This is a genomic window from Phenylobacterium sp., from assembly GCF_031984885.1.
Lineage (GTDB): Bacteria > Pseudomonadota > Alphaproteobacteria > Caulobacterales > Caulobacteraceae > Phenylobacterium.
In genome coordinates this window covers 113928-127838 of sequence record NZ_DAMABV010000001.1, presented here as the reverse complement: position 1 = coordinate 127838, position 13911 = coordinate 113928, and the positions used below count along the sequence as shown (strand labels likewise).

Sequence of the window (13911 nt, the reverse complement as noted above, 5' to 3'; positions counted from 1 at the left end):
CTCGTCCCGGCCAAGGCCGGGACCCAGGTGAAACACCCCGCTCGCGCCAGAGGAAACTGGCCCCCGGCCCCGGCCGGGACGAGCGGGGTCAGTTGGACCCCGCCATGACCCAACCCGTCAGACACTTTGTCGACCTCTGGAAGATCGAAGCTTCCGACCTGCGCGCCATCCTCGACGACGCCAAGGCCCGCAAGGCCGCCCGCCGCGGCTGGCCGCAGGGCCGCCCCGACGGCGACGCGCCCGCCCGCGAGCGCACGCTGGCGATGATCTTCCAGAAGAACTCGACCCGCACCCGCTTCTCGTTCGACGCCGCCATGCGCCAGCTTGGCGGCGACGTGATCATCTCCACCGCCGCCGACATGCAGCTCGGCCGCGGCGAGACGATCGAGGACACCGCCAAGGTGCTCTCGCGCATGGTCGATGCGATCATGCTGCGCGCCAACAGCCACGACGACGTCGAGCGGCTGGCCTACGCCTCCACCGTGCCGGTCATCAACGGCCTGTCGGACAAGGGCCATCCCTGCCAGATCATCGCCGACCTGATGACCTTCGAGGAGCATCGCGGCCCGGTGCGCGGCAAGACCTTCGCCTGGGTGGGCGACGGCAACAACGTCTGCTCCAGCTTCATCCACGCCGCGCCCAAGCTCGGCTTCAAGCTGAACATCGCCAGCCCGGCGGTCTATCACCCCGACCTGATGGACCTGGCCCGCGCCGCCGAGCAGCAGGGCCAGATCATGACCACCGCCGACCCGCGCGAAGCGGTGCGCGGGGCCGACTGCGTGATCACCGATACCTGGGTGTCGATGGGCGACACCGACCACGACGAGCGCCTGGAAGCGCTGGAGCCCTATCAGGTCGACCGCGACCTGATGGCCCTGGCGGCCTCCGACGGCGTCTTCCTGCACTGCCTGCCGGCCCACCGCGGCGAGGAAGTCACCGACGACGTCATCGACGGCCCGCAGTCGCTGATCTGGGACGAGGCGGAAAACCGCATCCACGCCCAGAAGTCGATCCTGGCCTGGTGCTTCGGCGCGATCTGACGATCCCTTCCTCCCCCGTCGCGATGGGGGAGGAAGAGGAAAATCGGTGAAGCTCGCAACTTCGACATCGGCTCCCTATATGCCGCCACCATGTCCGACACCGTCATGAACGCCATCCCCGACGACATCGTCGCCCCCTTCCAGATCGAAGGCGAACCCGTGCGCGGACGCCTGGTCCGCCTGGGCGAGGCGGTCGACAAGATCCTCTCCGGCCACGCCTATCCCGAGCCGGTCGCCAACCTGCTGGGCGAGGCCTGCGCGCTCGCCGCCCTGGTCGGCTCCAGCCTCAAGTTCGAAGGCCGGCTGATCGTCCAGGCCCAGGGCGACGGCCCGGTGCGCTACGTGGTGGCCGACTACGACACCTCCGGCGCCCTGCGCGGCTACTGCCGGTTCGACGCCGACGAGGTCGCCAAGCTGACCACCGGCTTCGCGCGCCCCGGCGCCAAGAGCCTGCTGGGCGGCGGCGTGTTCATCATGACCGTCGACCAGGGCCCGGACATGGACCGCTACCAGGGCGTCACCGCCATCGAGGGCGAGACCCTGGCCCTGTGCGCCGAGCAGTACTTCGCCCAGTCCGAGCAGACCCCGACCCGCGTGCGCCTGGCCGTCGGCCAGGCCGATGTCGGCCAGGGGCCGCACTGGCGCGCCGGCGGCATGCTGATCCAGAACATCGCCGAGGACGAGGCCCGCGGCCCGACCACCGAGCCCTGGGTGCGCAGCCAGGCGTTCTTCGAGACCATCGGCGAGGACGAGCTGCTCGACCCGACGATCTCGGCCGACACCCTGCTGTTCCGCCTCTTCCACGAGGACGGCGTGCGGGTGTTCGAGCCCAAGGCCCTGCAGGCCTTCTGCCGCTGCTCGCAGGAGCGCATCGAGACCGTGCTGAAGTCGTTCGGCGCGGACGAGCGCGCCGACATGGTCGAGGACGACGGCCAGATCCGCGTCACCTGCGAATACTGCTCGACGGTCTACGCCATCGATCCGGCCAGCCTCTAGCTCACGGCTGTCATCAGTTCATAGGCGTCATCAAGTCAGTTGAGCTTTTGCGGCAAGGCCGCGCCTCATTCGTCAGGCACGGCGCGAATGGGTCCCGGTCTTCGGCTGCGCCGGAACCGGGATGACAGCCTTGATTTCCAGGCTTTCTCGGGGCTGGCCTCCCGCCGCCGCTGACGCGACTATGCGGCATGGATGACGCCGACCGCGAGTTCGACGAGCTGGCCGCCCTGACCGGCGCGCTTCTGGGCGCGCTGGAGGCGCTCGCCTTCATCGGTCGGCGGCTGAACCCGCCTGACCTGCCCGCGCTGCTGGCCGCGGTCGGCGCGCCCGAGGCGGGCCTGGCCGAGCACCTGCAACGGGCCGGCGGCTGGCAGGGGCCGGTCGCCGCGCTGCGCGGGCCGCTGGAGGAAGCGGGCCAAGCCGTCGTCTCCGGGTTCGAGGCCCTGCGCGCGGGCGTGGCGGCCGGCGACGCGCGCGAGGCCTTCAAGGCGTTGCGCCACGGGCCGCAGGCGCTGGAGGCGCTCTATCCCCTGGCCGGCCTGCTGCCGCCGGTGAACCGTTTCTTCCTGGAGCCCGGCGTCCGCGGCGACCCGCGACGGCAGGCCCGCTTCAACGCCCCCGCGCCGCACACCGGCGTCATGCACGCCGGCGGCGAGCCGGGCGCGCGCGGCGCGTTCTCGCTCTACGTGCCGGAGTACTACGCCGCCGACCGCGCCTGGCCGCTGGTGGTGGCCCTGCACGGCGGCTCGGGCAATGGCCGCGCCTTCCTGTGGAGCTGGCTGCGGGCCGCCCGCAGCCACGGCGCCATCGTCGTCGCCCCCACCGCCCTGGGCCAGACCTGGGCGCTGTCGGGGCCGGACCTCGACACCCCCAACCTGGCGCACATCGTCTCGCAGATCGGCGCGCGCTGGAACCTCGACCCCGGCCGCCTGCTGCTCACCGGCATGAGCGACGGCGGGACCTTCAGCTATGTGAGCGGGCTGGAGCCGGGCTCGCCCTTCACGCACCTCGCCCCCGTCGCCGCCGCCTTCCATCCGATGCTGGCCCAGATGGCCGACGCCGATCGCCTGCGCGGCCTGCCGATCCACGTCGCGCACGGCGCGCTCGACTGGATGTTCCAGGTCGAGATGGCGCGCGACGCCGTCCGGGCCCTGGAGGGCGCCGGCGCCGAGGTCGCCTATCGGGAGATCGCCGACCTCGCCCACACCTATCCGGTGGAGATGAGCGCCGAGATCCTGGAGTGGCTCGAACTCAGGCCGCGTCCAGCGCGCGGTTGACGTCGCGGGCCAGGTCGCCGGCGCCTTCCAGGCCGACGCTCATCCGCACCCAGCCCTCGGTCAGGCCGATCTCCAGCCGCTCGGCCTCGGGCATCGAGCGGTGCGTGGTGGTGCAGGGATGGGTGGCCATCGACTTGGCGTCGCCCAGGTTGTTGGAGATGTCGACGATCTCCAGCGTGTCCAGGAACCGCCAGGCGGCCTCGCGGCTGCCCAGGTCGAAGGCCACGACATTGCCGCCGCCGGTCATCTGGTTGGCGATGATCGCCGCCTGCGGATGGTCGGGCCGCGTCGGGTAGAGCACCGTCCTGGCCTTCGAGTGCGCGGCGATCACCTCGGCGATCTTGGCGGCGTTCTGGGCCTGGCGGGTGACGCGCAGCTCCAGCGTCTCCAGCCCCTTCAGCAGCACCCAGGCGTTGAACGGCGACAGCGCCGGCCCGGTGTGGCGCAGGATTTCCTTGTAGGACTCGGTCATCAGCGGCTCGGCGCCCAGGATCGCGCCGCCCAGCACCCGGCCCTGGCCGTCGATGTGCTTGGTCGCCGAATAGACGACGATATCCGCACCCAGGGCCAGCGGCTTCTGGAAGACCGGCGTGGCGAACACGTTGTCGACCACCAGCTTGGCGCCGGCCGCGTGGGCGATCTCGGCGACCGCGCCGATGGCGGTCACCTCCAGCAGCGGGTTGGCCGGGCTCTCGACCAGGAAGGCCTTGGTGTTGGGCCGCACGGCGTTCTTCCAGGCGTCCAGGTCGGTGGCGTCGACATAGGTCACCTCGACCCCGAACCGCGGCATCCATTCCGACAGGATCCAGCGGCAGGAGCCGAACAGCGCCCGGCCCGCCACGATATGGTCGCCGGCCCGCACCAGGCCCTGCAGCGCTACGTGCACCGCCGCCATGCCCGAGGCCGTGGCGCGGCAGGACTCGGCGCCTTCCAGCAGCGCCAGGCGGTCCTCGAACATCGCCGTCGTCGGGTTGCCGAAGCGCTGGTAGATGAAGCCCGGCTCCTCGCCGGAGAAGCGCTTGTCGGCCGCGCCGGCGCTCTCGTAGGAGAAGCTCTGGGTCAGAAACAGGGCTTCGGAAATCTCGCCGTAGGGCGTCCGCGCCAGGCCGCCGCGCACCAGCTTGGTCTCGAGCTCCCAGTCGCGCGTGTCTTCGGCCATGGTGGTTCCTTTCAGCTTAGGCGTCGCGTTCTAAACCCCGTCCCGGCCCTCCGCCACCAGTGAAAATCTGCCGCGGCTTGCAGGTGAAGCGGGCGTCGAGCCTTGCCAGACTCGTGACGGGCGGCGAGTGTCGCGGCGATGAACGACGCCCCCGGCATCTTGCCCTCCCAATCCATCGAAGACCTGATCGCCGCGGGCGCCATCACGTCCTCCCGTCCCTTCGACAGGGACCAGGTCCAGCCGGCCAGCCTGGACCTGCGCCTGGGCGCGCGGGCCTGGCGCGTGCGCGCCTCGTTCCTGCCGGGCCTGGGGCGCACCGTGCCCCAGCGCATCGAGGACGTGGCCATGCACGAACTCGACCTGACCCGCGGGGCGGTGCTGGAGCGGGGCTGCGTCTACATCGCCGAGCTGCAGGAGGCCCTGGCCCTGCCCAAGGGCATCTCGGCTCGCGCCAATCCCAAGAGCTCCACCGGCCGCGTCGACGTGTTCGTGCGGCTGCTGACCAACAATTCGGTCGCCTTCGACGACGTGTCCGAGGGCTATGCCGGCCCGACCTATATCGAGATCGCGCCGCAGACCTTCTCGATCCTGGTGCGCACCTCCACGCGCCTCAACCAGTTGCGCCTGAAGCGCGGCGAGCCGCCCAAGCTCCAGGTCCGCAGCGTCGGGGTCGACCTCACCGACGGCGTCGCCGGGTTCCGGGCGCGACGCCATGCCGGCGTCGTCGACATGGACCATGTCGACGGCCACGACCCCAAGGACTTCTGGGAACCGCTGATCCCGCGCCGGGGCGAGCTGCTGCTCGATCCGGGCGAGTTCTACATCCTGGCCTCCAAGGAGGCCGTCGAGATCCCGGTCATGGAAGCGGCCGAGATGACCCCGATCGACCCCTCGGTCGGCGAGTTCCGCGTCCACTACGCCGGCTTCTTCGATCCCGGCTTCGGCACCGAAGAGGCGGGCGGCGTCGGTTCGCGCGGCGTGCTCGAGGTGCGCAGCCACGAGACCCCGTTCCTGCTCGAGGACGGCCAGACCGTCGCTCGGCTGGTTTATGAGCCCCTGACCGCGAAACCTGCCCGTCTGTACGGGGATAACGGCTCCCACTACCAGCGCCAGGGCCTCAAGCTCTCCAAGCACTTCCGGGTCTGGAGCTAGGGCCGAAGCCGCCCCCGCCGGCCCGGCGCATGTGCTATGCTGGCCCCTCCCTCAAAGGAGGGTTTGGCATGCTCAGACTGGACCATGTGGTCTTTCCGGTCCGCGACGCCGGACGAAGCCTCGCCTTCTACCGCGACGTCCTCGGCCTCTCCCTGGCCGAGGCGCACGATGGCGACGACTGGGGTTCCTATCCCTGGCTGATGATGATCTTCCCGCTGCCCGGCGGCGGCGAGATCGTGCTGGTCGAGCTCAAGGACGCCCAGCTCCCCGACTATGGCGACCTGCCGCGGGACGCGCGGCACTACGCCATGGCGATCGAGGCCGTCTCCGACCTCGCCGCCTGGCGAACCCGGCTCCGCGCCGCCGACGTGCGCTTCTGGGAGGAGGATCACGGCGCCCAGCAGTCGATCTATTTCGAGGACCCCGACGGCGTGGTCCTGGAGATCACCGCCCCGCCCAGCGCGCCGGCCGCGGGCGCCGGCGAGCGGGCGGCGCAGGTCGTCCGCCGGTGGCTCGGCGCGGCCCGTCCTTGACCGCCGCGATCAAGCGCGCCAAACGCTCGGCGCATGAACATCCTCCTCGTCGGCTCGGGCGGGCGCGAACATGCGTTGGCCTGGAAGATCGCGGCCTCGCCGCTGGTGAAGCGCCTGGTCATGGCCCCGGGCAATCCGGGCATGGCGGCTTTGGGCGAACTTGCGCCGATCAAGGCGACCGACGTGCCGGCCCTGGTCGCCCTGGCGCGGGAGATCGCCGCCGACCTCGTGGTGATCGGACCCGAGGTGTCGGTCGAGGCGGGCCTGGCCGACGCGCTGAACGCGGCCCAGATCCCCTGTTTCGGCCCCGTGGCCGCCGCGGGCCGGCTTGAGTCCTCCAAGGCCTTCACCAAGGCCTTCACCGACCGCCACGGCCTGCCGACCGCCGGCTACAAGGTCTGCGACACGGCCGAGGCCGGCAAGGCGGCGCTGGACGGCTTCCAGCCGCCCTATGTGATCAAGGCCGACGGCCTGGCGGCCGGCAAGGGCGTCGTCATCGCCCAGGACCGGGCCGAGGCCGAGGCGGCCATCGACGACGCCCTGGGCGGCCGGTTCGGCACGGCGGGCGCCCGCGTGGTGATCGAGGAGTTCCTCGAAGGCGAGATCGGCTCGCTGTTCGCGCTCTGCGACGGCAAGGACTCCATCGTCTTCGGCGCGGCCCAGGACCACAAGCGCGCCTATGACGGCGAGATCGGCCCCAACACCGGCGGCATGGGCGCCTATTCCCCGGCCCCGGTGTTCACACCCGAGCTGATCGAACAGACCCGCCTGCGGCTGGCCGAGCCCGCTTTCGCCGGCATCGCCTCGGAAGGCGCGCCCTACAAGGGCGTGCTGTTCGTCGAGCTGATGGCCACCAAGGACGGCCCCAAGCTGGTCGAGTTCAACGTCCGCTTCGGCGACCCCGAGTGCCAGGTGCTGATGCTGCGCCTGGAGAGCGACCTGGTTCCCTATCTGCTGGCCTGCGCCAACGGCGAGCTGGCCCAGGCGCCGGCCGCGGTCTGGCGCGACGAGGCGGCGATCTGCGTCGTCCTGGCCGCCGACGGCTATCCGGAAAGCCCGGTGACCGGCTCGATCATCCGCGGCGCCGACCAGGACTTCGGGCCCGACGTCGTGGTCTTCCACGCCGGCGCCTCGCGCGACGCCGACGGGACCCTGCGCGCCGCCGGCGGCCGGGTGCTGAACGTCTGCGCCCGCGGCGCGACCCTGCAGGAGGCCCGCGACAAGGCCTATGCCGCGGTGGCCCGGATCGACTGGCCGGGCGGCTTCCATCGCACCGACATCGGCTGGCGGGCGCTGACCGCCCGCTAGCGGTCGGTTCCTGGGCGGCTCCCGCGGCGGAACGGCTTGCTCGGTATGCCTCGGCCTCGGTATGGTGGTTCAAACAACTGTACGAACGTCGAGGGAACCGCCATGGCCGACACCGCAGAGCAGCAGCGCGAACAGCTCAACAGCGGGACCAAGGAGGTCGCCGAATCCCATCGTTTCGATGAGGCCGCGCTGGCCGCCTGGATGCAGGCCAATGTCGAGGGCTATGCCGGCCCGCTCGAAGTCCGTCAGTTCAAGGGCGGGCAGTCGAACCCGACCTACCAGCTCATCACCCCGGCCAAGAAGTACGTCATGCGGCGCAAGCCGCCGGGCAAGCTGCTGCCCTCGGCCCACGCGGTCGACCGCGAGTATAAGGTGATCACCGCGCTCTATCCGACCGGGTTCCCGGTGGCGCGCTCCTATGGCCTCTGCACCGACGACAGCGTCATCGGCACCATGTTCTACGTCATGGACATGGTCGAGGGCCGCATCCTCTGGGACCAGCAGCTTCCGCAGTACGAGCCGGCCGAGCGCCATGCGATCTTCATGGCCAAGATCAACACCCTGGCCGACCTGCACAACACCGACTACCAGGCCATCGGCCTGGGCGACTACGGCAAGCCCGGCAACTATATGGGCCGTCAGGTCGACCGCTGGACCAAGCAGTACAAGGCCTCGGAGACCGCCCACATCGAGGAGATGGAGCGGCTGATCGACTGGCTGCCCAAGACCCTGCCCGAGCAGGAGCGCACCTCGATCGTCCATGGCGACTACCGCCTGGACAACATGGTCATCCACCCGACCGAGCCGCGGGTCATCGCCGTGCTCGACTGGGAGCTGGGCACGCTCGGCGAGCCGCTCGCCGACTTCACCTATCTCCTGATGAACTGGGTCAACGGCACGATCTCGCAACTGCCCGACCTCAAGGCGCACGGCATCCCGACCATCGAGGAGGCGGTCGAGGCCTATTGCGCCCGCACCGGCCGCGCGGGCCTGCACCATCTCGACTGGTTCCTGTCCTACAACATGTTCCGGCTGGCCGGGATCTGTCAGGGGATCGTGGGCCGGGTGCGCGACGGCACCGCCAACAGCCCGCAGGCCGCGGCCATGGCCGAGCGCGTGCCGCTGCTGGCCAAGTCGGCCTGGGAGTACGCCCGGAGGGCCGGCGCCTAGAAACCGCCGTCGCGGCGTGCGAAGAGGGCGATCGGCCGATCCGGGCCCTTGCCCAACGTCCGAGTACGGAACCCCATGACCGAGCTTACCGGCGCACCCGACGTCGTGCGCGAACGGCCGCCGATCTGGCGCCGCCGCCCCTGGCAGATCGCCGGCGGCGCGGCGCTGGCACTGGTCGCGGCGATCGTCTTCATGGTCTGGTCCCTGCCGCTCGGGCGGGCGCTGGAGCCGCTGCCGGATCCGACCCTGGTGCTGGTCACCGCCGACGGCAAGCCGTTCGCCCGGCGCGGCTCCTACAAGGAGCCGCCGGTCGACGTGACCGGGCTGCCCCGCCACGTTCCCGGCGCCTTCATCGCCATCGAGGACCGGCGCTTTTACAGCCATTTCGGTATAGATTTGAAGGCCTTGACCCGCGCCCTGCAGCGCAACGTCTCGGCCGGCGAGGTCCAGCAGGGCGGCTCCACCATCACCCAGCAGCTCGCCAAGAACGCCTTCCTCAGCAACAAGCGCAGCCTGCGCCGCAAGGCCCAGGAAGCCCTGATCGCCCTCTACCTGGAAGCGCGGCTGTCCAAGGACGAGATTCTCTCCAGGTACCTGTCGACCGTCTATTTCGGCGACGGCGTCTTCGGCCTGCGCGCCGCCGCCCGCCACTACTTCGACAAGACCCCCGACACGCTCTCGATCAGCGAGGCGGCGATGCTGGCCGGCATGGTCAAGGCCCCCTCGCGCCTGGCCCCGACCGAGGACCTGGAGGCGGCCCGCGAGCGGGCTCGGATCGTCATTGCGGCGATGGCCGACCAGGGCGTCATAACGCCGCAGCAGGCCCGCGCCGCCCGCCCGGCCAGCGTCCGCTCCGGCCGCGAGAAGCTGCCCGTCGGCTCCTACTTCGCCGACTGGGTCTCGTCCCAGGCGCGCGAGGCGTTCGAGGCGGCCTATGGCGAGGTCATGGTCCCGACCACCCTCGACTCCGTCCTCCAGGACCGCGCCGAGGAGATCGTGCGCACGGCGCTGAAGCGCCACGGCGGCTACCTGCACGCCGGCCAGGCCGCCCTGGTCGCCATGCGCCCCGACGGGCGGGTGCTGGTGATGGTCGGCGGCGACGACTACAGGGTCAGCCAGTTCAACCGCGTCGCGGACGCCCAGCGCCAGCCCGGCTCGGCCTTCAAGCTGTTCGTCTACCAGGCCGCCCTGCGCCAGGGGATGACGCCCGACAGCCTGATCCTCGACGCCCCCGTGACCATCGCCGACTGGTCGCCCAAGAACCACGAGGGCCACTACGCCAACCGCGAGATCCATCTGCGCAACGCCTTCGCCGGCTCCTCGAACGTCGCCGCCGCGCGCCTGGCCCAGCAGGTCGGCCGCGGCGCGATCATCAAGGCGGCCGAGGACATGGGCCTGCGCTCGCAGTTCCCGCCCGACCTGACCCTTGCGCTCGGCACCGCGCCGACCACCCTGCTGGACATGACGGCGGCCTATGCCGGCGTGGCCGGCGGGCGCTATCCGGTGACGCCCTATGGCGTGATCCAGGCGCGCAAGCCCGCCCCCAAGGAGCTTCCGGCCGCCGAGCGCGACGGCCTGCGCGACCTGCTGCGCGCGGCGGTCGTCTTCGGCACCGCCAACGGCGGCAACGTCTCGCCCTACGCCTATGGCAAGACCGGCACGACCCAGGATTACCGCGACGCGCTCTATCTCGGCTATGTCGGCGACCTGGTGATCGGCGTCTGGGTCGGCAACGACGACAACAGCCCGATGAACGGCGTGGCCGGCGCCGGCCTGCCGGCCGAGATCTGGCGGGACTTCGCGCGCTTTGCGATGAGCAAGGGCGTGGTCCGCGCCAACGGCCGCCAGATCGGCCTCCCCCCGGTCGCCCCGCCGCCGATCGAGCCGCAAGCGCCGCTGGAAGAGATTGCGCCGCAGGCCCCGGTCGAAAGCCAGCCCGCCCCGGTCCCGCAAGCCGCGCCCGCCCCGGCGGCTCCAGCCGCGCCGCCGCCGCAAGGCCTGCAGCCGATCTTCTAGGCTAGCGGAACGGCGCCAGCAGGCGCTCCAGCACGGCGTCGTCCTCGAAGGCCGCGTGCACCGGCCAGGCGGTGACGCGCTTGCGCCAGTCGGAGGGCAGGCGCACCCAGTCCTTCTCGGTGGTGACCAGGCCGGCGCCGAACAGCTCGGCCCGGCTCTCGATCAGCTTCAGCGCGCCGGCGTCATAGGCGAAGTGGTCGGGGAAGGGCAGGAAGTCGGCCAGTTCGCAGCCGGCGGCCTTGAGCGCGCGCTCGACCTTCCAGGGCATGCCGATGCCGGCGAACCCGACCTGCGGCCCCGGCGGCGGCGGCGCGGCCGGGTCGAGGCGGGCGATCAGGATCGGCTTGTCGATCAAGGCCCGCACCAGGGCCGGGTCCGGCTCGGCGAGGTCGGCGGGCAGCATCAGGACCACGGCGTCGGCCCGGGCTAGGCCGATGGCCAGCGGCTCGCGCAGCGGCCCGGCCGGGAACACCGAGCCGTCGCCCAGCGGCCAGACGCCGTCGCGGGTCTCGCCGTCGACCACCACCAGCGACAGCGCCTTCTTCAGGCTGGGGTTCTGGTGGCCGTCGTCCATGACGATGACCTTGGCGCCGGCCTTGGCGGCCGCCTGGGCGCCGGCGGCGCGGTCGCGGGCGATCCAGATCGGCGCGTCCCGGGCCAGCATCAGCGGCTCGTCGCCGACCTCGGCGGCGGTGTGCCGGGCCGGATCGACGCGCAGCGGGCCACGCTCGGAGCCGCCATACCCGCGCGAGAGGCCGTGGGCGCCGGGCAGGCGCCGCAGGATCTCGCGCACGACCGGGGTCTTGCCCGAGCCGCCGACCGTCAAGTTGCCGACGCAGATCACCGGCGCGCCCGGATCGACCGGCTCGGCCCGCGCGATCCGCCGCGCGGTGGCGGCGGCCCAGATCCAGGAGACCGGCTTGAGCAGGGCGCGGGTGACGGGGGCCGGCGCGCCTTCGCGCACGTACCACCAGCGGGGCGTGGAGAGCTTCATGCCGGCAACAGGGGCTTGAGCAGGGCCAGGGCCTGGCCCAGGGCCGCGCCCTGGCGCTCGGCATAGGCCAGGGCGGCCCGCCCGATCCGCGGGGCGATCAGCGGCTCGGTGAGCAGGCCGCGCAGGTCCCGCGCCAGGGCGGCTTCGTCCGCGCAGCGGATGGCCGCGACGCGCTCGAACATCTCGTCATAGGTCGCCGCGGCGTTGAACACGTCGGGTCCGGTCAGGATCGGCACGCCCAGGCGCGCCGGCTCCAGCGGGTTGTGGCCGCCGATCCCGGGCACGAAGCTGCCGCCCATCACCGCCACGTCGCAGACCCGGAACAGCAGGCCCATCTCGCCCAGGGTGTCGGCGACATAGGCGTCCGTGGCGCAGGTCAGGGGCTCGCCCGCGGCGCGGCGCGCGATGGACAGGCCCATCTGCCGAAGCTGGGCGGCGAGCGCCTCGCCGCGGTCGGGATGGCGCGGCGCGACGATCAGCAGCGCGCCCGAGCCGGCGGCGGCGCGGGCGATGATCTCTTCCTCGCCGGGATGGGTGCTGGCCGCCAGCACCACCTGCCGTGCGCCGATCGCGGCCTTCAGGCGCTCCAGCTCGGCGGGGTCGGCGGGCAGGGGGGAGCCGAGGTTCTTCAGGTTCAGGCGCGGGCCGACGGCGGCGCCCAGGCCCTGGAGCCGGGCCTGCGTCTCCGCGTCCTGCGGCAGGATGAGGTCGAAGGCCGAGAGCAGGGCGCGCGCCGCGCCGGGCGCGCGGGCCCAGCCGTCGGCGCTGGCCTGGGTCATGCGGGCCGAGACCAGGGCGAGCTTCGCGCCGCGGGCCTTGGCGCCGAGGATCAGGTTGGGCCACAGCTCGCTCTCGACCTGGACGCCGAGGTCGGGTTTCCAGTGATCCAGGAACCGCCGCACCGCCCCCGGCGCATCGACCGGAGCGTACTGGTGGATGGCGCCCGGCGGCAGGCGCCTGGCCAGGAGCTCGGCCGAGGTGCGGGTGCCCGAGGTCACCAGCAGGGTCAGGCCGGGGCGGGCGAGCGCCTCGGCCAGCGGCAGCAGCGACAGGCTTTCGCCGACGCTGACGCCGTGCAGCCAGATCAGCGGGCCGGGCGGCCGGGGCGCGCCGGCGCGGCCCAGCCGCTCAGCCAGGCGCGCGGGGTCTTCCTTGCCGCGGGCGGCCCGGCGGCGGAGGATGCCGGGGGCCAGGGGTTCGGCAAGGCCGGTGGCCGCGGCGTAGAGCGCTAGGGAAAGGGGGCGCAAGGCGCGGACTCAGATTGCGTTCGCGAGCCGGCAGGCGGCGTGCCCGGTCTCGACCTGCAAGGTGGCGTGGCCGATGCCGAACTTGCTGGCCAGGCCCTCGCAGACCGCGTGCAGGAAGTCGTCGGCGTTCTCGTTGTCGGGCCGGGTCACGTGGGCGGTCATGGCGACCTCGGTCGTGCTCATGGCCCAGATGTGCAGGTCGTGGACCTCGGTGACGCCGGGCCGCGAGGTCAGCCAGGCGCGCACCGCCTCGACGTCCACGCCTCGCGGCGCGGCGTCCAGCGCCAGGTCGACCGAATCGCGCAGCAGCGCCCAGGTGCCGATGACGATCACCGCGGCGATCAGCAGGCTCAGCGCCGGGTCGATCCAGAGCAGGCCGGTCAGGGCGATCAGGCCCGCCCCGATCACGACCGCCAGCGACACCGCCGCGTCGGCGGCCATGTGCAGGAAGGCCCCGCGCACGTTGAGGTCCTCGTGGCCCTTCATGAACATCAGGGCGGTGGCGGTGTTGATCACCACCCCGATGGCCGCGACGATCATCACCGGCCAGGTGGCGATGTCCGCCGGCTCGCTGAAGCGGTGGATGGCCTCCGAAACGATCACCCCGACCGCGACCAGCAGCAGCACGGCGTTGGCCAGCGAGGCCAGGATCGTGGCCTTGCGCAGGCCGTAGGTCCGGCGGCCGGTCGGCGCGGCCTTGGCCAGGATCGTCGCGCCCCAGGCCAGCAGCAGGCTGAGCACGTCCGAAAGATTGTGTCCGGCGTCGGCCAGCAGGGCCAGCGATCCAGACCACAGCCCGGCCGCGGTCTCGGCCAGGACGAAGGCGAAGTTCAGCCCGACCCCGATCGCGAAGGCGCGGCCGAAGTCCTTGGGCGCGTGGCTATGCCCGCCCGGGCCGTGGGAATGGTCGTGCGAATGGGCGTGGCCGTGCGCGCCATGACCGTGATCATGGCCGTGCGCGTGATCATGGTCGTGATCGTCGTGACGGTGGCCGGGGTGGTCGTGCGCCATGCCCCTAT

General features: G+C 71.8%; 12 protein-coding genes. 8 read left to right on the top strand and 4 right to left on the bottom strand.

Going from position 1 to position 13911, the window contains the following annotated elements; all coding sequences use genetic code 11:
* Window positions 1-104: 104 nt before the first annotated feature.
* The 3 genes from argF (at window position 105) to RTL41_RS00660 (ending at window position 3313) form a co-directional block, all read left to right on the top strand.
* Entirely contained in the window at window positions 105-1040 is a 936-nt protein-coding gene (gene argF / locus RTL41_RS00670; protein WP_312160315.1) for an ornithine carbamoyltransferase, read from the top strand.
* 90 nt (window positions 1041-1130) lie between these two features.
* Window positions 1131-2036, top strand: coding sequence for an Hsp33 family molecular chaperone (locus RTL41_RS00665; RefSeq protein ID WP_312160313.1), 906 nt, complete (start codon window positions 1131-1133; stop codon window positions 2034-2036).
* A gap of 188 nt (window positions 2037-2224) precedes the next feature.
* The gene (locus tag RTL41_RS00660; protein WP_312160311.1) at window positions 2225-3313 is read left to right on the top strand and encodes a hypothetical protein; all 1089 of its coding nucleotides are present in this window, start codon (window positions 2225-2227) and stop codon (window positions 3311-3313) included.
* Here RTL41_RS00660 and metZ read toward each other — a convergent pair.
* Window positions 3288-4472: an O-succinylhomoserine sulfhydrylase gene (gene metZ / locus RTL41_RS00655; protein WP_312160309.1), complete on the bottom strand. Its 1185-nt coding sequence runs from the start codon at window positions 4470-4472 to the stop codon at window positions 3288-3290. The two genes, RTL41_RS00660 and metZ, sit on opposite strands and share 26 nt — an antisense overlap.
* Window positions 4473-4610: 138 nt before the next feature.
* Between metZ and RTL41_RS00650 the strand changes: the two genes are divergently transcribed.
* The 5 genes from RTL41_RS00650 to RTL41_RS00630 all read left to right on the top strand — a co-directional run bounded on the left by RTL41_RS00650 (window position 4611) and on the right by RTL41_RS00630 (window position 10651).
* Window positions 4611-5624, top strand: a complete 1014-nt coding sequence (locus RTL41_RS00650; protein WP_312160307.1) for a 2'-deoxycytidine 5'-triphosphate deaminase — start codon at window positions 4611-4613, stop codon at window positions 5622-5624.
* Between the two features lie 68 nt (window positions 5625-5692).
* Window positions 5693-6157, top strand: a complete 465-nt coding sequence (locus tag RTL41_RS00645) for a VOC family protein (protein ID WP_312160305.1) — start codon at window positions 5693-5695, stop codon at window positions 6155-6157.
* A 33-nt stretch (window positions 6158-6190) separates the two neighbouring features.
* Window positions 6191-7465, top strand: a complete 1275-nt coding sequence (purD, locus tag RTL41_RS00640) for a phosphoribosylamine--glycine ligase (RefSeq protein WP_312160303.1) — start codon at window positions 6191-6193, stop codon at window positions 7463-7465.
* A 102-nt stretch (window positions 7466-7567) separates the two neighbouring features.
* Window positions 7568-8635: a phosphotransferase family protein gene (locus RTL41_RS00635; RefSeq protein ID WP_312160301.1), complete on the top strand. Its 1068-nt coding sequence runs from the start codon at window positions 7568-7570 to the stop codon at window positions 8633-8635.
* Window positions 8636-8710: 75 nt separating this feature from the next.
* On the top strand, window positions 8711-10651 hold the full coding sequence (locus RTL41_RS00630; RefSeq protein ID WP_312160299.1) for a transglycosylase domain-containing protein: 1941 nt from the start codon (window positions 8711-8713) through the stop codon (window positions 10649-10651).
* A 1-nt stretch (window position 10652) separates the two neighbouring features.
* On the opposite strand, the gene lpxK is transcribed toward RTL41_RS00630, so the two are convergent.
* Genes lpxK through RTL41_RS00615 form a run of 3 tightly spaced genes read right to left on the bottom strand, consistent with a single transcriptional unit; the run spans window position 10653 to window position 13903 of the window.
* A complete protein-coding gene (gene lpxK, locus RTL41_RS00625; RefSeq protein ID WP_312160297.1) occupies window positions 10653-11645 on the bottom strand; it encodes a tetraacyldisaccharide 4'-kinase in 993 nt (330 codons plus the stop codon).
* Entirely contained in the window at window positions 11642-12892 is a 1251-nt protein-coding gene (locus RTL41_RS00620; protein WP_312160295.1) for a 3-deoxy-D-manno-octulosonic acid transferase, read from the bottom strand. The genes lpxK and RTL41_RS00620 overlap by 4 nt, the downstream gene beginning before the upstream one ends.
* 9 nt (window positions 12893-12901) lie before the next feature.
* Window positions 12902-13903 carry a cation diffusion facilitator family transporter gene (locus RTL41_RS00615; RefSeq protein ID WP_312160293.1) on the bottom strand — a complete coding sequence of 334 codons (1002 nt, stop codon included), beginning with the start codon at window positions 13901-13903 and terminating at the stop codon, window positions 12902-12904.
* Window positions 13904-13911: the final 8 nt, after the last annotated feature.

Bases quoted from the DNA above. Each gene is read 5' to 3' on its own strand.
- RTL41_RS00645 (WP_312160305.1), top strand. From the start codon at position 5,693: ATGCTCAGACTGGACCATGTGGTCTTTCCGGTCCGCGACGCCGGACGA.
- purD (WP_312160303.1), top strand. From the start codon at position 6,191: ATGAACATCCTCCTCGTCGGCTCGGGCGGGCGCGAACATGCGTTGGCC.
- RTL41_RS00665 (WP_312160313.1), top strand. From the start codon at position 1,131: ATGTCCGACACCGTCATGAACGCCATCCCCGACGACATCGTCGCCCCC.
- metZ (WP_312160309.1), bottom strand. From the start codon at position 4,472: ATGGCCGAAGACACGCGCGACTGGGAGCTCGAGACCAAGCTGGTGCGC.
- RTL41_RS00660 (WP_312160311.1), top strand. From the start codon at position 2,225: ATGGATGACGCCGACCGCGAGTTCGACGAGCTGGCCGCCCTGACCGGC.
- RTL41_RS00650 (WP_312160307.1), top strand. From the start codon at position 4,611: ATGAACGACGCCCCCGGCATCTTGCCCTCCCAATCCATCGAAGACCTG.
- RTL41_RS00635 (WP_312160301.1), top strand. From the start codon at position 7,568: ATGGCCGACACCGCAGAGCAGCAGCGCGAACAGCTCAACAGCGGGACC.
- lpxK (WP_312160297.1), bottom strand. From the start codon at position 11,645: ATGAAGCTCTCCACGCCCCGCTGGTGGTACGTGCGCGAAGGCGCGCCG.
- RTL41_RS00630 (WP_312160299.1), top strand. From the start codon at position 8,711: ATGACCGAGCTTACCGGCGCACCCGACGTCGTGCGCGAACGGCCGCCG.
- argF (WP_312160315.1), top strand. From the start codon at position 105: ATGACCCAACCCGTCAGACACTTTGTCGACCTCTGGAAGATCGAAGCT.
- RTL41_RS00615 (WP_312160293.1), bottom strand. From the start codon at position 13,903: ATGGCGCACGACCACCCCGGCCACCGTCACGACGATCACGACCATGAT.